Raw genomic sequence first — 16,985 nt, 5'->3', positions numbered from 1 at the left:
GCAAACGGCCCGCATCGCGCGGGCCGTTTGCGTTTCGCGATTCGCGGGACGCGTCGTCGATCAGACGTCGATGCCGGTCATGCCCAGCACGTTGTAGCCGCAGTCGACATAGGTCACTTCGCCGGTGACGCCCGCCGCGAGGTCGGAGCACAGGAAGGCGCCGACATTGCCGACATCCTCGATCGTCACGTTGCGACGCAGCGGCGCGTACTCGGCAACATGGGTGAGCATCTTGCGCAGGCTGCCCACGCCGGACGCGGCGAGCGTCTTGATCGGGCCCGCGGACACCGCGTTGACGCGGGTGCCTTCCGGGCCGAGGTTCAGGGCCAGATAGCGCACGCAGGACTCGAGGCTGGCCTTGGCCAGGCCCATCACGTTGTAGTTGGCCAGCGCGCGCTCGGCACCAAGGTAGCTGAGGGTGAGGATGCTGCCGTTGCGACCCTGCATCAGCGGACGGGCGGCCTTGGCGAGGGCGGCGAGGCTGTAGCTGGAGATGTCGTGCGCGATGCGGAAGTTCTCGCGGGTCAGCCCGTCGAGGAACTGGCCATCCAGCGCTTCGCGCGGTGCGAAGCCGACCGAATGCACCAGCACGTCGAGGTGGCCCCAGCGCTGGCCGAGCTCGGCCATCACCGCGTCGATCTGGTCATCGTGGGCGACGTCGCAGGGCAGCACCGGGCCACCGCCGAACTCCGCTGCCGCTTCCTCGACGCGCGAGCGCAGCTTTTCGCCCTGGTAGGTAAAGGCCAGCTCTGCGCCCTGCTTGTACATGGCTTCGGCGATGCCCCAGGCGATCGAACGCTGGCTGGCGATGCCGACGATCAGCGCGCGTTTGCCCTGCATGAATCCCATAGTTCCTCCTGCTGTGCGAGTGCGGCGGCGGGCCGTTCTTCAGGAGCTGGCGCCGCTGCCGGTGGATGCGCTTGCCGCTGCGCGGCGAATACGCTGGCGTATGCGGTCGTACGTCCGTCCGCAGGCGCGCAAGTGTGCACGCAGCGGCCGGCAGGCGCTATCCGAGCACTGCTTTGCTCAGTCTCCGGAGCCCGCGGTGTCTGCCGTTTGCAGTGATCCCAGGACGCGCGCAAGAACCACGCGTCGCGGCAGCAGCCACTGCCTGGGGGGCGCTCTAGGGAGCCTCTGATTTGTTCGGAGGTTCCGCCGGCCATGGAGGGCCGGCTCGCGAATCAAGCACGTAAGTGCTTGATTCGTGCAAGCCGCGTCCGGACATGCGCCGGACGCGGCGTGGGCTGGCAAGTCCAGGATGGACTTGTTCAGACCTTCACTAGCGGGCCTGCGGCGGCGCTTCCAGATGCAGCTGCTGACCGATGCGCAGCACCCACTTCGCCGACAGTTTGTTCCACTGCTGAAGTTCCGCGACGCGCACGCCGTGCCGGCGCGCGATCGTCGACAGCGTGTCTCCGGCCACGACGGTATACACGCGCGGCTCGGGCAGCGGGATTGCGCCGCTCTGCACGCGATCGACGAAGGCCAGCAGTTCGGCCGCGGCGTTCTCGGGCAGCAGCAGTTCGCTGTCGCCGCGCGCGGGCGTGTTCGGTCGCAGCAGGGGGTTCAGGCTCCGCAGGGTGTCAGCCGGTACGCCCGAGGCCTCGCTCAGCAGATCCAGCCGCTGCAAGCGCCGCGGCGCTGCCACCCGCGCCAGCGGCTCGAAGCCCTGCGGATCCGGCAGTTCAATGCCGAAACGTTCGGGTTCGCTGAGCATGCAGGCCCAGGCCTTGAGCTTCTCGACGTACTCGTAGGTGCCACGGGCGAGGCCCTGCGGAAGCTGTCCTGGCGGCGGCGGGGCCTCGAGTCGCTCCAGCAGCTTGCGCAGCCGGAACGCACCGGCGTTGTAGCCGGCTGCGGCCAGGGCCCAGTCGCCGTGATCGGCATGAAGGTCTCCGAGGAAGTCGAGCGCGGCTTCGGTGGCATCGACCACCGAGTAGCGCTCGTCGCGCTCGGCTGAGACCTGCAGCCCGAAATGACGCGCGGTGTCGGCGGTGAACTGCCACATGCCCGCCGGGCCCTGCGCCGAGCGTGCCTGCGGGCGATAGGTACTCTCGATGATCGGGATCAGCGCGAACTCGCCCGGCAGCCCGGCGGCTTCGATCTGGCCGAGCACGTAATCGAGCAGGGGCAGCATCGATTCGATGCGGCTGCCGAAGCGCGCGGGCTGCGGTGCGTACAGGCGCACCCACTGCGCCTGCTGCTGCGACCCCTCGCAGTGGCTTGAGCCGAGACTCGCGCGCAGGCGCTCGAACAGATCCGGTGGCGGTGGTGGTGGGCTGGGTGGCGGCGTTGGCGCTGCGGAGGGGGCGGGTGCGGGCACCGATGGCGCCGTTTCCGCAGGCTCCATGGGAGCCGCGGGCTGCGGACGCAGCGGCGCCTGGCAGGCGGCGAGCAGCAGCGCCAGCACGGCGCCGCCGGCGGGACGCCAGCGCTTGGCGATGTGTCTCAGCCCTACACGCAAGGATGGGACGGGGTGGCGACCGCGACTCATGCGACCGCACTCATCGGAAGCCGTCCTTCCAGGCGCGCAGCGCGCCGAAGACCTGCTCGGGCAGAGGCAGCTCGCGCCCGCACCAGGCTTCGGCGGCAGCGCGTATCTCGGGCCGATCGACGCGAAGAAAGGGATTGCATGCAAGCTCCGAGGCGAGGCTGACCGGCAGGCTGGGCTGCCCCGCAGCGCGCGCCTCGGCGATCGCCCGCTCGCGCTCACGCAGCGCCAGGTTGTGCGGATCGACGGAGCGTGCGAAGCGGGCATTGCTGGCGCTGTATTCGTGCGTGCAGCAGACCAGGGTGTCGCCTGGTAGCGACGCGAGGCGCTGCAGCGAAGCGTGCATCTGCTCCGGACTGCCCTCGAACAGTCGACCGCAGCCCAGACTGAACAAGGTGTCGCCGCAGAACAGATGACCGGCGCAGACATAGCTGAGGTGCGATCGCGTGTGGCCGGGCGTGGCGATGACCTGCACTGGCGCGTTCCATCCTGCGATCGCCAGCGCTTCGCCGTCGCGAACCACGTTGAGGTCACCCGGAATCCGTGCGTCGTCCGGCGCGAAGCAGGGCAGGCCGATCCGCGCCTGCAGCTGCTCGACGCCACCGACGTGGTCCGCATGGTGATGGGTGACCAGGATCGCCCGGATGTCCAGACCCGCGGCCTGTGCGCGCAGCACCGGCTCGGCGTCGCCGGGATCGACGACAATGGCCGAGCCGTCGGCTGCGGAGAGCAGCCAGACGTAGTTGTCGTCGAAGATGGGCAGGGCAGCGAGTGTGAGCACGCGGGAAGGCACAGCATCGAGGGGCGCAGAGTCTGGCAGATGCCCGGCAGGCACGCATGACGCGCTGCCAACAGCGCTGGCCTTCCATGGTGCCGGTGGCGGCGCCTGGGAATGGGCGCAGTGGGCGCGCGCCTGGCAGGCCCGTGGTGGCCGCTTCCGGGCGGCCGACTTCAGTCGCGCCGCAGCGCAGCCGGACATCGAATGGTGTCATCTCCTGGCGTCATTGCGACAGGTGCATGCCGGGCATTCCGCATCCGTATTGCTAGGCGCGAGCTTCGGCGGCCTCGTCGCCTGCGCGCTCGCGGCGGACCTTGGTGCGCGCGCACTGGTGCTGCTGAATCCGCTGCTGCCCAGCGGCGATCACTCTGCTGCACCGCCGCAGCGCGGTCCGATGCGGGCCTGGGGCCTGCGGGCGAGCGCAGCAGGCACGCGGCGGGCCATACCGGAGCTGTCCGACGCCGAGGTCGCCATTGGCTTCCGCCGCTGGAGCGACTTCAGCGCCCAAATGATCCAACAGGTGCAGATGTTGCCGATGCCGGCGCGGCCTGCCTGTCCCGTGCTGATCCTGTCTTCGCGTGAGGATGCGGAGATCGACCGCGCCGCGCTGTCGGCGCTCGCGGCCGCATGGTCGGCGAGCCTGGTCGAGTTGCCCGGTTCGCACGTGTCGCCGCTGCTGGGCCATGCCTGGTCGGCAGCGTTCAATATCGTCGAGGCATGGCTCGCGACGCTTGATCTGCCCAGCGCTTGAGCACTGTGTCGGGTGCATCGCAGGAAGGGCGGTGCCGTCTGCGCGCATCAGCGCATACGGCGCGCCCTGCAGGTTTCCGTCGCTCCCCTGGCAGCGTTGTTCAGCCGCGGCTTGCCTTGCTTCCTGCGCGCTGAACACTGCTGGCGGAGTTCACTGGTGATTAAGTCCCGCGACCCTAGCGTCCCCCTCGCCGGAGCCCCGGCGATCGACAGCGTGGAGTTCGTCATGAAGCGTACCGGACTGCGTGTCCTCACCCTCGGTGCCACTGCATTCGCCCTCGTGTTCGCCAGCGCCGCCTCGGCAGGCGGGCGCTATCAGCACGGCGCGCACGAGTACGCGCGGGTGGTCGAGGTGCGACCCATCATCGAGAGCTACCGGCAGCCCGTCAGCAGCGAGCAGTGCTGGAGCGAGCCGGTGACCTACCGCGAGCCGGTGCGCTATGCCGGGGGTTCCCGCGATCGCGCGCCGGCGATCCTCGGCGGCATCATCGGCGGCGCCATCGGCAACCAGTTCGGCAGTGGCCGTGGACGCGACGCGGCGACGGTGGCGGGTGCCGCACTCGGCTATGCGGCAGTGCGTGATTCCCAGCGCCACCGCGGCGGCTACGTGGGTGGCCGCGAATACACCCGCTACGAGGACCGCTGCCGCGTGGTCACCGACTACCGCCACGAGGACCGCGTGGTCGGCTACGACGTCGCCTACCGCTACAACGGTCGTACCCACTGGACGCGTACCGACTATCACCCCGGCGATCGCATCCGCGTCGAAGTGGACGTACGACCTGTGCGCTACTGAGTTCCAATCGGAGTTCGCACCCGACAAGCCGCGCAGCGATGCGCGGCTTGTCGCTTTCGGGGCGCTGCGGCAGAGTGACGGCCCATACCCGCCACGCGAGTTCCGCATGTCGATCCGCGCACCTTTCCTGCTCCTTGGGCTCATCGCTGCCAGCAGCACGTGCGCGGCGCCGACCCTGCTCGTCGACGCGCGCATCCACACGCTCGACCCTGCGGCGCCCCATGCCGAAGCCATGGCCTGGGACGAAGACGGTCGGCTGCTGGCGCTGGGCACGCAGGCCGAGTTGCGGGAGCGCTTCCGCGGTGCGCGCGAGGTTTCGCTGGGCGGGCAGACGGTGATCCCGGGGCTGATCGATGCCCATGGCCATCTGATGAACCTCGGACACGCCCTGCTGCGCGCCAATCTGATGGGCGCCAGCAGCAAGGCCGAGATCGTCGAGCGGCTGCGTCAGCACGCGCAGGACCTGCCGACCGGCGCCTGGCTGCTCGGCCGCGGCTGGGACCAGACCCTGTGGCCCGAGGCCGAGTTTCCGACTGCAGCGGATCTCGATGCGCACTTCCCGGATCGCCCGGTGTGGCTGGAGCGCGTCGACGGCCACGCCGGCTGGGGCAATTCGCTGGCGCTGGCGGTGTCGACGCGTGACCTGTCGGGCGACTGGCAGCCCGAAGGCGGCCGCATCCTGCGTGACGACCAGGGACAAGCGACCGGCGTCTTCATCGACAGCGCCGAGCAGTTCATCGTCGAAGCGATTCCCGCGCCCTCGGAAGAGGTCGATGCGCTGGCCTTGGAGCGCGCGCTCGCGGAGTCCGCGCGCTTCGGCCTGACCGGCGTCCACGATGCCGGCGTGTCGCTGAAGCAGCTCGCCCTGTACCGGCGCTTCGCCGACAGCGGGCGCCTGCCGCTGCGCATCCATGCCATGGCCAATGGCGATGCCGAGGCGCTGGATGCGCTGTGCGCGATGGGCCACTACCGGCATCCCTCGGGTCGCCTGCAGATGCGCAGCGTGAAGCTTTACATCGACGGCGCGCTCGGCAGCCGCGGCGCCGCCCTGCTGGAGGACTACAGCGACGAGCCCGGAAATCGCGGCCTGCTGTTCGCCGAGCCGCCGGCCTTCGAGAAGATCCTCGCCAAGGCCCATGCCTGCGGCGTACAGGTGGCGGCGCATGCCATCGGTGATCGCGGCAACCGGGTCGTGCTGGACGGCATGCAGAGCGTGCTGGGCGAGGCGCGCGGCACCGACCATCGCTGGCGCATCGAGCACGCCCAGGTGGTGGCCCTGGGCGACATTCCCCGTTTCGCCCAGCTCGGTGTCATCGCCTCGATGCAGCCCACCCATGCGACCAGCGACATGCGCTGGGCGCAGGCGCGGCTGGGCGAGGATCGGCTGGCCGGCGCCTATGCGTGGCGGCGGATGAAGGAGGCCGGCGCCGTGCTCGCACTGGGCTCGGATTTCCCCGTCGAAGCCGTCGATCCGGTACTGGGCCTACATGCGGCGGCGACCCGCCAGGACGCGCGCGGCTGGCCGGAAGGCGGCTGGATCGCTTCGCAGAAGCTCGATCTGATGGAGGCGCTGCGAGGCTTCACCCTGGATGCCGCGCATGCCGGCTTCGCCGAAAGCGAAGTGGGCAGCCTGGAGGTGGGCAAGCGCGCCGACTTCGTCGTGCTTTCACGTCCCCTTGAGGATCTCGCCCCCGCCTCCATTCTGGACCTCAAGGTGGAGTCGACCTGGGTGGACGGCGTGCGGGTGTACCCGGCGCGCTGATCCCCGCGGCGTGCGCCACCGACCCCGCCTGCGGAGCAGACTCGCCCTTGAATCCGAACATGAGCCCCCTCGACGCGCCTGGCCATGGCGAAGGCCGACCGGCTGACAGGCGGGCGGGCTGCGCATGAAGGCGCGGCTGCGGCGCTGGCTGCCCAAGCCCGAAGCGATCCGCAACGCCCGCTGGGCGCGCTGGCTCGGGCCCTGGCTGCACCATCCGCGGCTGTGGCATCTGAGCCGCAAGGGCATCGCGCTGGGCTTCTCGCTGGGGATCTTCTTCGGGCTGCTGATCCCGGTGGGGCAGATCCCCCTGGCCGGTGGCGCCGCGATCCTGCTGCGCGCCAACGTGCCGGTGGCGATGGCCAGCACCTTCATCAGCAATCCAGTGACCTTTCCGGCGATCTACTACCTCGCCTACAAGCTGGGCGTGCTGCTGGTCGGCGTCGACGAGTCCGCGCCGCCGCCGCCCGGTTTCGAGGACCACGGTGCCTGGCCCGACCCCTTGCTGCTCGAACAGCATGTCACCGAAACCCGCGAACTCGGTTTCTTCGCCGCCACCTGGGCGCGGGTCGAGGCGCTGGGCAAACCGCTGCTGGTCGGGCTGGTGGTGATGGCCGTAGCGGGAGGGCTGCTCGCGCACGGGCTGGTCAATGCGCTGTGGCGCCTCAACGCCCGCATCGCCTGGCGCCGCCGCCTGCGCGAGCGCGCCGGTCGACGCGCTGCGCAGGCTGCAGAGCGGGCGCTGGCGTCGCTGCCCGAAGCGAAGTGGAGCGGGGCCGATGCCGACCCATCCGCGGACGACGCCAGGGCCGCCGGGCACCCGCAGCGCAGGGATGTCGCGGCGCGCGGCACCGATGCGGACAGGCCCGGCGCGACCGGCTGAGTGTGTTTCAGCGCGGCAGCGCGAGCGCGCCCGCCGCGGGCGGGTGCCAGCACCAGTGCCAGGGCTCGTAGACGATCCCGTGCGGGTTGTCGCGCGGATAGCTCAGTCGGAAACCGAAGCGCCCGGCGTTCGCCTGCAGCCAGGCGAAGGCCGCGGTGTGTTCGAAGCTCTCCTCGGCGGGTGGCTCGCCCGGAGAGCCGATGTCGAGGGCGCGACCGCCGTGGTGCTCGGAGTAGCCGGGTGCGGCGTTGACCGCGAGGATGGACTCCACGCTGAGGCCCCGACGACGCTTCCTGCGGATGATCTCGCCCTGGTAGGCGACGCTGCGGAAGCCTGAGATCGCCTGCAGCGGGACTCCATCGCGGTCCGCTGCGGTCCGCATGCTGCGCCAGGCGCGTGCGGCCTGCGGCGCCAGCCACAGCGGCCTGCCGTAGCGATCGCGGCCGGCCAGCCACAGTTCCGTGGGTTCCGCACAGGGCCGCAGGCCGCCGGCGGCAGCGTCCGAGTGACGGATGCCCAGCTCACGCCACAGCACCTGCAGCCCGGCGCCGGCCGGTCGCTGACGCAGGGGGTGGCTTGCCGGCCCCCGCAGCAGCAGCGCCAGCTGGGCCTTGCCATCTACCGTCGCCAGATAGACGCCGGTGGCGGCGTCGCGCAGCAGCCATGGGGCATTGGCCAGCGCGCGCTGGGTGGCGAGCCCGCGCCCGCGCATCAGCGTGGCCGGCAGCAGTTCGAGCCGGCCCTGCCCGAGTCGGCGCATCGGCAAGGCATGTGCGGCGCGCGTCAGCGCGGGTCGCAGGGACTTCAGGGCGGGCAGGGCAGGCATGCGGTGGATGGTGTTGTCCGGCGACGGCCGGTGCAAGCGCCGCTTTCGTCGCCAGGGGAGGTCAGTATTTACAGGGGGTTCAGTCGATTCCCGGCGTCCGGGCTACACTCGCAGGGTTGCCGGACGACCACGGCCGCCCATGGCACGCGCCACGGCAACCCCTTACCCTATGCGTACTTAGCTTTCGGAGCCTTCCATGACCTTCTTTCCTGTCCGCCGTTCCACGCTCGCGCTCGCCTTGTCCACCTGTGTCTTCTGTCTCGCCTCGCAGGCGGCAGTGGACAGTCGGATCGGGGAGCCCACCGATGGAGCAGCGACGGTCAGCAAGGCTGCCCCCGGCATCGCCGGAGAGTTGCTGTGTGCGCCCGGCCAGGACAAAGCCCTGGCAGACGGTTTCGGCTGGTACGACACCGGCCGCGGACTGACCCTCGGCACCGTCAAGGCTGGCCAGAGCTGCACCCTGCTGGCCACCGGCGCCGGCCTCAACGTGCAGTTCCCGGGGCAGAGCGCCCTGCTGCTGGCGGGCCCCGTCAACTACCGCCTGGGCGCGACGCCGCGCTCGGCCGAGTTCTCGCTGGCCGAGCCCGTGCTGTGCGAGAGCTACTACGCCGGCAACGACGAACTGGCGATCCAGCTGACCGACACCAATCTCGTGCAGCAGACCCTGCGCGGCTTCCGTCGGATCGACTACACGCCGGGCACCGCGCGCTTCGTGCCCGAGCCGGTGGCCGGCAGCGTGGGCTCGATGGTCCAGTGCCACGCCTTCCCCTTCGCCAGCCTGATCGCCAACCCGCCTTCGGTGCCGCCGCCGGCGCCGGTCAATCCGGACCTGATCTTCCGCTCGGGCTTCGATGACGGCGCCAACCTGGTGTTGGACCTGCGCACCGGCGACGGCGCGCTGTCGATTCGCCAGCTCGATGTCGCCCGCGACCAGGCCTTCGCCTACCAGATCCGCATCAGCAATACCGGCGCGGTCGCTGCCAGCGGCGTGCGCGTGCGCGAGTTCGTGCCGACCAATGCCCAGCAGTCGCTGATCCAGCCGGTCGTCAGCTCCGGCGCCTGGACCTGCAGCACCGGCGCAGCCCCCTGTCCGGGTGCGGCGTCCGGCACCGGCGTGCTCAACCTGAGCAACCTGACCATCGGCGCCGGCGAGACCTACACCTTCACCTTGAGCCGCACGGTCAGCGACGGCGCGCCGCCGCAGAAGACCCTGCTGGGTGCGGCGCTGTTCTTCGACCCGCAGGACACCGCCGGCGGCGGCGACCGCGTGCTGACCGACAACAGCGCGCCGCTCATCCTGACCCTGGTGCCCAACCAGGTGCCGCAGTTCGCCTGCAGCTACCCGGCTCGCGTCCTGCCGGTCGACCAGGCCCTCTGGGTCTGGAACAGCGACCTGCCGGTCAATGTGGTGATGGACGAGGCGGGTGCGCCGGTCGAGTTCGAGTGCCGCGTCCGCGATCTGGATGCTGAGGCCTTCACCCTCGCCGCCGCGCCGACCAACACCAACCCGACCCTGGTTCCGAACGCTGGCCTGATCACCTCGCTCGGCACCGGTCACTTCGACGTGCGGATCGCGCCGCCGTCGGATCAGATCGGCACCGCCCTGATCACCCAGACCGCCACCGATGTCCGCGAGGGCACGGGGCGCGTGCGGATCAATGTCGAAGTGCGCGATGTGAATGCGCCGCCGAGTTTCGCGCTGCTTACCCCCACGCTGCAGGTTTCGGCCTCGGCGACAGGTGGCGCGATTCTGGACGACCAGAGCGTCGTGATTCCGAACGGCGAGTACACGAGGTCGAGCACGTGTTTCAGTTCTGGTGAGGGGATCTGTGCGGTCACGTTCAATTCGTTCCTGCGAAGCGTAAGCGTTGGCGCACAGCCGGAATCCCCGGGCCAGCAGGTCATCGCTTCGCTGGAGTCCTGCTCCGACCCGACGGGCATCCTGCTCAATCCACCGACCATTTCGCCGACGACGCCGACGAGTGCGAGCACAGCATTCTCGTTTGCTTTCACGCACTTCAAGCTGCCGTACAAGGATCTGAATTCGGCAGCTACTGTCAGCTGTACCGTGCGCCTGACCGACACTGGCAGCCCCGCCCAGTCGGTCACCCAGACGGTCACGATCCGCTACCGACCTTGACTGCCAACCCGAGCGATCAAGTTCAAATCGTTTGACGTAGACGCCGGAGCTTGCTCCGGCGTTTGCTTTTGAAGTCCACTGTCGCGCATGAGCAAGCCCGCCCTTTCCTCGCCTGCCGACTGGCTGTCGTCGCGCACTCCGCAGACGGCCCGGCTGGGGGAGGACGTGTGCGCGTGGATCCGCGAGCGTGGCCCGACCCTGCCTGCGCCCGCCGAGCTGGCCGACACGCTGGCCCTGCTGGATCGCCTGGGTGCCGATGCCGAGACCCTGCAGGCGGCGCTGCTGTATGCCGCCGCACCTGCTGCGGCGCCCGTGGGCGTCGGCGCGCAGGCCGCGCCCGCTGCGAGCACGGAATCGGCTGCCCCCTGGCCGGTGTCGCCGGTGGTCAAGGCCCTGCTCGATGGCCAGCACGAGGCCGAGAAGGTCTGGGCACTGTGGGGCGAGCGCGGCGCGCGCAGCAGCGCCGAGGGCCTGCGGCGCCTGCTGCTGGCGATCATCCGCGACCTGCGCGGGGTGCTGATCCTGCTCGCGCGGCAGCTGGCGAAGATGCGCGCGGCCGCCGAACTGGACGAAGAGTCCCGTCGTCGCCTCGCCCAGCTCACCGCCGACATCCACGCGCCGCTCGCCAATCGCCTGGGCATCTGGCAGGTGAAGTGGGAGCTGGAGGATCTCGCTTTCCGCTACCTGCAGCCCGACACCTACCGGCGCATCGCCAGGCTGCTGGACGAGAAGCGCGGCGACCGTGAGCGCTTCATCGAGGATGCCAAGGCACGCCTGCGCACGGCCCTGGCCGAGGCCGGCATCCGCGCCGACGTGGCCGGTCGGCCCAAGCACATCTACAGCATCTGGAAGAAGATGCAGCGCAAGGACGTGCCGTTCTCCGACCTGTACGACATCCGCGCGGTGCGCGTGCTGGTCGACGACCTCACCGCCTGCTACGCCGCGCTCGGCGTGGCCCACAGCCTGTGGTCGCCGATTCCCGCCGAGTTCGACGACTACATCGCCAATCCCAAGGGCAACAACTACCGCAGCCTGCACACCGCGGTGCTCGGGCCCGAGGGCAAGACGCTGGAGATCCAGATCCGCACGCACGAGATGCATGCGCACGCGGAGCTCGGCGTGGCCGCGCACTGGCGCTACAAGGAGGGCGGCGGCGGTGACGCCGAGTTCGAGCGCAAGATCGCCTGGATGCGCCAGCTGCTCGAAGGCAAGGAGGGCGAGGAGGACACCGCCCTGCTGGCCGGGCTGTCGACCGAGCTGATCGAAGACCGCGTCTACCTGCTGACCCCGCAGGGACAGGTGATCGACCTGCCGCGCGGCGGCACCGTGCTGGACTTCGCCTACCACGTGCATACCGAGGTCGGGCACCGCTGCCGCGGCGCCAAGGTCAACGGTCGCATCGTGCCGCTCACCTATGCGCCGCGCTCGGGCGACCGCGTCGAGATCCTCACCGGCAAGGTCCCGGAACCGCGCCGCGACTGGCTGCTGCAGGGCGCCGGCTATCTGATCTCCGGCCGCGCCCGCGACAAGGTGCGCGCCTGGTTCCACAAGCTCGACCAGGCCCGCAACCTGCAGGAGGGCCGCGAGGTGCTGGACAAGGAGCTGAAGCGCCTCGCCCTGCACCAGCTGGATCTGAACCTGGTGCTGCCGAAGTTCCGGCTGCCGCGGGTGGAAGACCTGTACTTCGCGGTAGCGCTCGGCGACATCAGCCCCAGCCAGGTCGCGCGCGCCCTGCACGAGGTCACCCACCCCAAGGCCGAGGTCGAGCAGCACCGGCCGCTGGTGTCGGCGGCCAAGCCGCCGAAGCCCGATCGCGGCCTGACCATCGAGGGCGTGGGCAATCTGCTCACCCAGCTGGCGCGCTGCTGCCAGCCGGTGGCGGGCGACCCGATCATCGGCTTCCTGACCCGCGGCCGCGGCGTCAGCATTCATCGCGAGGACTGCCCCTCGATGCAGCATCTGGCCGCGCGTCACCCCGAGCGCGTGCTGCCGGTGGAGTGGGGCCGTCGCGGCGGCCAGAGCTACCAGGTCGACGTGCTGGTGCGCGGCATCGACCGCAAGTGGCTGCTGAAGGACCTCAGCAACGTGATCGGCGTGGCGAACGCCTACGTGCTGGGGGTGAACAGCCGGGTCGATCCCGACACGTCCAAGGCGGAGCTGCGCTTCTCGCTGCGCGTGAACGACTTCCAGCAGCTGGGCGAGCTGCTCGGCAAGATGGCGGCGGTGCCGGGCGTCAGCGACGTGCGCCGCACGCCCTGAGGCGGGGCGAACAGCCCGCGCCTTGCCGCGGCGTCGCCCAAAGGCGGAGGAATCGCCGACAATGCCGCCGATGCCTGCCACCTCCGCCGCCGCGATCGCGCCTTCGCTCGACTGGTTCGCCAGCGCCGCCGGCGCGCGCTTGCTGGCCTGCGAGGCGCCGGGCCTGCAAGAGCTGGGCAGCCGCTGCGTCGGCAGCCGCGCCCTGGTCCTTTGCGGCAGCCGCGCCGCCGGATTCGAGGTGGCGCTGGAAGGACCGCGCGCCGCACTGTCGGTGGGCTTCGAAGCCCGCAGCGGCGTGCTCGCCGGGCCGCTGCGGGCAGGCATCGACGGCCTGCCTTTCTGCCGCGAGAGCTTCGGCCTGATCCTCGCCTGGCATCTGCCCGCGCAGGCCGCTTTCGAGCGCTTCGATTTCGCCGAGGCCGCGGAGCTGCTGCAGCCGGAGGGTGAGCTGGTGCTGGTCGGCCTGAACGGGCTGTCGGCCTGGCGCCTGCACTGGCAGCGCTATGGCCTGCTGCCGCTGTCGGTGAACCGCATGCGCCAGCGCGCGCAGGCCGCCGGCTTCGAGCTGCGCGCGGTGCGTGGCTTGGGCCCGCGCTGGCCGTGGTCGCTGGGCAGCGAGCCGGCGCCGGCGGTGCTGCAGTCGACCACGCTCTGCGCCAGCCTGCTGATGCAGCTCAAGCGCCGTCGCCCCGGCCTGACCCCGCTGCCTGCGCGCCGCGCGCTGGCGGCCGCACGATTGGGAGCTCCATGAAAGAGGTTGAGATCTACACCGACGGCGCCTGCCTCGGAAACCCCGGCCCCGGCGGCTGGGGTGCGCTGCTGCGTCATGGCGAGCACGAGAAGGAACTCGCCGGCGGCGAGCCCGACACCACCAACAACCGCATGGAGCTGCTGGCCGCGATCCGTGCGCTGGAAGCCCTGCGCGAGCCCTGCCGGGTGGTGCTGCACACCGACTCGCAGTACGTGCAGAAGGGCATCAGCGAATGGATCGGCGGCTGGCAGCGACGCGGCTGGAAGACTGCCGACGGCAAGCCGGTGAAGAACGACGATCTCTGGCGCGCGCTGCTGGCCGCGCAGAAACCGCACAAGGTCGACTGGCGCTGGGTGCGCGGGCATTCCGGCCACGTCGAGAACGAACGCGTCGACCAGCTGGCCCGCGAGGCCGCGCTGCGCATCAAGGAGAAGGCCGCATGAGGCAGGTTGTGCTGGACACCGAAACCACCGGCATGCCGGTCGAGCGCGGCCACCGCATCATCGAGATCGGCGCGGTCGAGATCGTCAACCGGCGCCTCACCGGGCGCACCTTCCACCACTACATCCACCCCGAGCGCGAGATCGACGAGGGCGCGCAGGCGGTGCACGGCATCAGCCTGGAATCGCTGGAAGGCAAGCCGCGCTTCGCCGGCATCGCCGACGAGCTGATCGAGTTCCTGCGCGGCGCCGAGCTGATCGCCCACAACGCGGCCTTCGACGTCGGCTTCCTCAATGCCGAACTGGCGCGCCTGCCGAACGGCCCCAGCGTGCGCGACCTCGCCATCGTGACCGACACCCTGGCGATGGCGCGCGAGCGCTATCCCGGCCAGCGCAACAGCCTCGATGCGCTGTGCAAGCGCCTCGGCGTCGACAACGGCCACCGCAACCTGCACGGCGCGCTGCTCGACGCCGAACTGCTCGCCGATGTCTATCTCGCGATGACCTCGGGCCAGACCGACCTCGGTCTCGCGGTCGCCGTCGAGAGCGCGGCTGCGGCCAGCGCGCGCCGGGTCAGCTTCGATCCGGCCCTGCTGCGCGTGGTGGCCGCGGCGCCCGAGGACCTTGACGCCCATCGCGCCTGGGTCGACAAGCTGCGCGGCGCCAGCGGCGGCCGCAGCCTGTGGCCAGAGGCCACCGAGGCGTGAAGCGCGAGGCGCGCTCGCTGCCGGTGGACACGCCGCGCGAAGTCGCCGGCTTCCGCATCCAGCGCCTGCTGGGCGGCGGCAGCAGCACGCGCGTCTACCTCGCCGAGCATCCGCTGCGGCATCGACCGGTGGCGGTCAAGCTGGTCCGCGGCGACCTGCAGGCGGATGCCGACAGCCTTGAGGAACTGCTGGGCGCGGTGCAGCTGGCGCGCGGCCTGAAGCATCCGAACCTGGAGCGCCTGATCGAAGTGCAGCGCGCCGAGGACAGCGTGCAGATCGTCAGCGAGTACCTGCCGGGCGGCAGCCTGCGCCAGCGCATCGAAACCGACGGCGCGCTGCCGGCCGCGCAGGCGCTGAACCTGCTGCGGCAGGTGCTGGCGGGGCTCTCCGCGCTGCATGCGCGCGGCCTGGTGCATCGCGACGTCAAGCCGGGCAACGTGCTGTTCGACGCCGAAGGGCGCGCGGTGCTGGCCGACTTCGGTCTGCTGCAACCGATCCGCGTCGAGGGCGCGCCGGCGCCCGCCGACAGCGTGCTGCCGCCGGCGCTGGGCGCGGGCTCGTCACGCTCGGGGCAGATCGCCGGCACCGCCGCCTACATGGCACCGGAGCAGGCTCGCGGCGAGCGCGCCGACGCGCGTACCGACCTCTACAGCCTGGGCGTCATGGCCTTCGAGATGCTGAGTGGGCGTCTGCCTTTCCAGGCCGAGGATCCGCTGGCCCTGGCCGAGCTCCACGAGCACGCGCCGGTGCCGCAGCTGCCGCGCGCGGTCGAGTGGCTGCAGCCGCTGGTCGACGGCCTGATGGCCAAGCGCCGCGAAGACCGGCTCGACTCCGCCCGCGCGGTGGTGCAGGTGCTGGAGACCCTGGTGCTCGCGGAGCCGGCCGCGGCCGATATCGCGCCGCGCAGCACCTCGCGCCTGCTGCGCGCGCCTCGGCTGCCGCGGCGTCGATGGATGCGCCCCCTGGCCTTCTCGGCCGCCGTCGTGCTGGCAGTGGTCGTGCTGCTGTTCCTGTTGCGCTGATCGCCCGCGCTACTGCGGCTCGAAGCCGTTGCGGAACACCGCGCCCTCGACCGTGACCGGCTGGAAGCAGGTCGCCGCGGTGATGCGCGGCTGGATCGAGTCGCGCGAGCAGGGCGAGAAGGTGCTCGATCCGTTCAGGCTCGGACTCATCAGCCAGCTGCCGGTCTGGGACGCACACACGCTGCCGGTCTGGCCGTCATGGCTGGCGCCGAAGTTGTGGCCCATCTCATGCGCGATGGTCAGCGCGGTCGTGGTGTTGGCGGCGCGCACCTGGTTGATGCCGTAGCCGAAGGTGGTGCTGCACAGGGTCGAGACATAGGCCACGCCGACGGTCGAGCCGTCGAAGTCCTTGCCGCTGAACAGGTGGTTCAAGCCACCCTTGGGAATACCGCTGCCCTCGCCGCTGACCATGTAGGTGCGGAAACGGGTCAGCAGCGTGTCGCTGCCGCTGACCACGGTGGTGTTCAGCGTGCCGTTGCTGCTCAGATGGCGCAGGGTGCCGACCACGATGCGGGTCTGGAACTGGGCGCTGTAGATGCCGTCGACAACGTTCACCCGTGAAGCGACCACCGCATCGCGGTTGCTGCCGTGCACGCTGGCGAACTCGGTGTCGGTGACCACGGTGAGGCGCAGCTGGCGGACCGGGTTGCGGGTGTCCTCGAACTGCACGGTGGCCCCCAGGTGGCGGCTGAACGCGGCGTAGTCCACGCGTTTGGCCGCGCTCGGCGGCGCATAGCCGGGCACGCTGACCTCCTCGTCCAGCAGGCCGGGCAGCTCGGCATCGCGCAGCCGGTACACCACCAGCGCGTCGTCTGCCTCGCTCGTCCGCTGCAGCAGGCTGGCGCCCAGGCTGTCGACGCGGTCCAGCAGCATCAGCTCGCTGCCGTCGAAGTAGACGCCGCTGTAGTGGCCGTCGACTTCGGACAGTCGCAGCCAGCTGCCCTCGATGCCGACGATATGGCCCTGCAGGAAGCGGCTCTTGCCGCGCAGCTGCAGACGCTGCGATTCCGGCAGCTCTGCAAGCAGGGCGTGATTGTCCTCCACTTCAAGCAGCAGGGTCTCGCCGGCCGTGTGCAGCCGCAGGCGCCGTGGATCGATGGGATCGGCCTCGATCCGCGCCGCCGCATGCGCATGGACACGCAGCGCGTCGGCCTCGATCTGCGGCTGCGCCGCGAGCGCGGGGACAGTCAGCGCACTGGAGACGAGCAGCCCGGCAAGCAGGCGACGGGCGGGGTGACAGTTCAGGGACATCGGAGCGCCAAATTGCAAAAAACTGTTGCAAGTCTAGTGGGGTGGTGCGCGCAGGTCGCGTGACCGCGCTCGCGCAACCGGCAATTGCCGCGCGCCGCAGCGCTGCCACTTCGCTGGCGCGGGTGGGGCAGC

At 70.5% G+C, this 16,985-nt stretch carries 15 protein-coding genes; 10 read left to right on the top strand and 5 right to left on the bottom strand.

Features of this window, described 5'->3' with window-relative positions; genetic code table 11:
• Positions 1-60 precede the first annotated feature (60 nt).
• The 3 genes from Q0654_RS02900 to gloB form a co-directional block, all read right to left on the bottom strand.
• Entirely contained in the window at positions 61-849 is a 789-nt protein-coding gene (locus Q0654_RS02900; RefSeq protein WP_298850307.1) for an enoyl-ACP reductase, read from the bottom strand.
• A 430-nt stretch (positions 850-1,279) separates the two neighbouring features.
• The gene (locus tag Q0654_RS02895; protein ID WP_298850305.1) at positions 1,280-2,494 is read right to left on the bottom strand and encodes a transglycosylase SLT domain-containing protein; all 1,215 of its coding nucleotides are present in this window, start codon (positions 2,492-2,494) and stop codon (positions 1,280-1,282) included.
• A gap of 10 nt (positions 2,495-2,504) precedes the next feature.
• Positions 2,505-3,272: a hydroxyacylglutathione hydrolase gene (gene gloB / locus Q0654_RS02890; RefSeq protein WP_298850303.1), complete on the bottom strand. Its 768-nt coding sequence runs from the start codon at positions 3,270-3,272 to the stop codon at positions 2,505-2,507.
• Between gloB and Q0654_RS02885 the strand changes: the two genes are divergently transcribed.
• The 4 genes from Q0654_RS02885 to Q0654_RS02870 all read left to right on the top strand — a co-directional run bounded on the left by Q0654_RS02885 (position 3,247) and on the right by Q0654_RS02870 (position 7,457).
• Positions 3,247-4,020 (top strand): alpha/beta fold hydrolase, encoded by a 774-nt coding sequence (locus Q0654_RS02885; protein WP_298850707.1) that lies wholly within the window; start codon positions 3,247-3,249, stop codon positions 4,018-4,020. The genes gloB and Q0654_RS02885 overlap by 26 nt on opposite strands.
• A gap of 225 nt (positions 4,021-4,245) precedes the next feature.
• Positions 4,246-4,815 carry a glycine zipper 2TM domain-containing protein gene (locus Q0654_RS02880; protein WP_298850301.1) on the top strand — a complete coding sequence of 190 codons (570 nt, stop codon included), beginning with the start codon at positions 4,246-4,248 and terminating at the stop codon, positions 4,813-4,815.
• A gap of 106 nt (positions 4,816-4,921) precedes the next feature.
• Positions 4,922-6,577, top strand: coding sequence for an amidohydrolase (locus Q0654_RS02875; protein WP_298850299.1), 1,656 nt, complete (start codon positions 4,922-4,924; stop codon positions 6,575-6,577).
• Positions 6,578-6,701: 124 nt separating this feature from the next.
• On the top strand, positions 6,702-7,457 hold the full coding sequence (locus Q0654_RS02870; protein ID WP_298850297.1) for a DUF2062 domain-containing protein: 756 nt from the start codon (positions 6,702-6,704) through the stop codon (positions 7,455-7,457).
• Positions 7,458-7,464: 7 nt separating this feature from the next.
• On the opposite strand, the gene Q0654_RS02865 is transcribed toward Q0654_RS02870, so the two are convergent.
• On the bottom strand, positions 7,465-8,217 hold the full coding sequence (locus Q0654_RS02865; RefSeq protein WP_298850705.1) for a M15 family metallopeptidase: 753 nt from the start codon (positions 8,215-8,217) through the stop codon (positions 7,465-7,467).
• 262 nt (positions 8,218-8,479) lie between these two features.
• Here Q0654_RS02865 and Q0654_RS02860 point away from each other — a divergent pair, with 262 nt between their 5' ends.
• From Q0654_RS02860 to Q0654_RS02835, 6 genes are all read left to right on the top strand, one after another.
• Complete coding sequence (locus Q0654_RS02860) at positions 8,480-10,423, top strand: hypothetical protein (RefSeq protein ID WP_298850295.1); 1,944 nt, start codon at positions 8,480-8,482, stop codon at positions 10,421-10,423.
• Positions 10,424-10,510: 87 nt separating this feature from the next.
• Positions 10,511-12,682, top strand: a complete 2,172-nt coding sequence (locus Q0654_RS02855) for a bifunctional (p)ppGpp synthetase/guanosine-3',5'-bis(diphosphate) 3'-pyrophosphohydrolase (protein ID WP_298850293.1) — start codon at positions 10,511-10,513, stop codon at positions 12,680-12,682.
• Positions 12,683-12,752: 70 nt separating this feature from the next.
• Entirely contained in the window at positions 12,753-13,433 is a 681-nt protein-coding gene (locus Q0654_RS02850; RefSeq protein WP_298850291.1) for a hypothetical protein, read from the top strand.
• Positions 13,430-13,876 carry a ribonuclease HI gene (gene rnhA, locus Q0654_RS02845; protein WP_298850290.1) on the top strand — a complete coding sequence of 149 codons (447 nt, stop codon included), beginning with the start codon at positions 13,430-13,432 and terminating at the stop codon, positions 13,874-13,876. The genes Q0654_RS02850 and rnhA overlap by 4 nt, the downstream gene beginning before the upstream one ends.
• Entirely contained in the window at positions 13,873-14,580 is a 708-nt protein-coding gene (dnaQ, locus tag Q0654_RS02840; RefSeq protein ID WP_298850289.1) for a DNA polymerase III subunit epsilon, read from the top strand. The genes rnhA and dnaQ overlap by 4 nt, the downstream gene beginning before the upstream one ends.
• Positions 14,577-15,602, top strand: coding sequence for a serine/threonine-protein kinase (locus Q0654_RS02835; protein WP_298850288.1), 1,026 nt, complete (start codon positions 14,577-14,579; stop codon positions 15,600-15,602). The genes dnaQ and Q0654_RS02835 overlap by 4 nt, the downstream gene beginning before the upstream one ends.
• 9 nt (positions 15,603-15,611) lie before the next feature.
• Here Q0654_RS02835 and Q0654_RS02830 read toward each other — a convergent pair whose 3' ends face one another.
• Positions 15,612-16,853 (bottom strand): M12 family metallo-peptidase, encoded by a 1,242-nt coding sequence (locus Q0654_RS02830; protein WP_298850286.1) that lies wholly within the window; start codon positions 16,851-16,853, stop codon positions 15,612-15,614.
• Positions 16,854-16,985: the final 132 nt, after the last annotated feature.

Origin of the sequence: uncultured Aquimonas sp. (assembly GCF_937888285.1) — a bacterium.
Classification (GTDB): domain Bacteria; phylum Pseudomonadota; class Gammaproteobacteria; order Xanthomonadales; family Xanthomonadaceae; genus Aquimonas.
The sequence above is the reverse complement of the archived record's forward strand: the minus strand, read 5'-3'. Positions and strand labels throughout refer to the sequence as shown.

Excerpts from the sequence above, each read along its gene's own strand:
- Q0654_RS02850 (WP_298850291.1), top strand. The coding sequence starts at position 12,753 with ATGCCTGCCACCTCCGCCGCCGCGATCGCGCCTTCGCTCGACTGGTTC.
- Q0654_RS02865 (WP_298850705.1), bottom strand. The coding sequence starts at position 8,217 with ATGCGCCGACTCGGGCAGGGCCGGCTCGAACTGCTGCCGGCCACGCTG.
- rnhA (WP_298850290.1), top strand. The coding sequence starts at position 13,430 with ATGAAAGAGGTTGAGATCTACACCGACGGCGCCTGCCTCGGAAACCCC.
- Q0654_RS02900 (WP_298850307.1), bottom strand. The coding sequence starts at position 849 with ATGGGATTCATGCAGGGCAAACGCGCGCTGATCGTCGGCATCGCCAGC.
- Q0654_RS02855 (WP_298850293.1), top strand. The coding sequence starts at position 10,511 with ATGAGCAAGCCCGCCCTTTCCTCGCCTGCCGACTGGCTGTCGTCGCGC.
- Q0654_RS02860 (WP_298850295.1), top strand. The coding sequence starts at position 8,480 with ATGACCTTCTTTCCTGTCCGCCGTTCCACGCTCGCGCTCGCCTTGTCC.
- Q0654_RS02870 (WP_298850297.1), top strand. The coding sequence starts at position 6,702 with ATGAAGGCGCGGCTGCGGCGCTGGCTGCCCAAGCCCGAAGCGATCCGC.
- Q0654_RS02880 (WP_298850301.1), top strand. The coding sequence starts at position 4,246 with ATGAAGCGTACCGGACTGCGTGTCCTCACCCTCGGTGCCACTGCATTC.
- Q0654_RS02830 (WP_298850286.1), bottom strand. The coding sequence starts at position 16,853 with ATGTCCCTGAACTGTCACCCCGCCCGTCGCCTGCTTGCCGGGCTGCTC.
- Q0654_RS02875 (WP_298850299.1), top strand. The coding sequence starts at position 4,922 with ATGTCGATCCGCGCACCTTTCCTGCTCCTTGGGCTCATCGCTGCCAGC.
- Q0654_RS02895 (WP_298850305.1), bottom strand. The coding sequence starts at position 2,494 with ATGAGTCGCGGTCGCCACCCCGTCCCATCCTTGCGTGTAGGGCTGAGA.
- Q0654_RS02885 (WP_298850707.1), top strand. The coding sequence starts at position 3,247 with ATGGGCAGGGCAGCGAGTGTGAGCACGCGGGAAGGCACAGCATCGAGG.
- dnaQ (WP_298850289.1), top strand. The coding sequence starts at position 13,873 with ATGAGGCAGGTTGTGCTGGACACCGAAACCACCGGCATGCCGGTCGAG.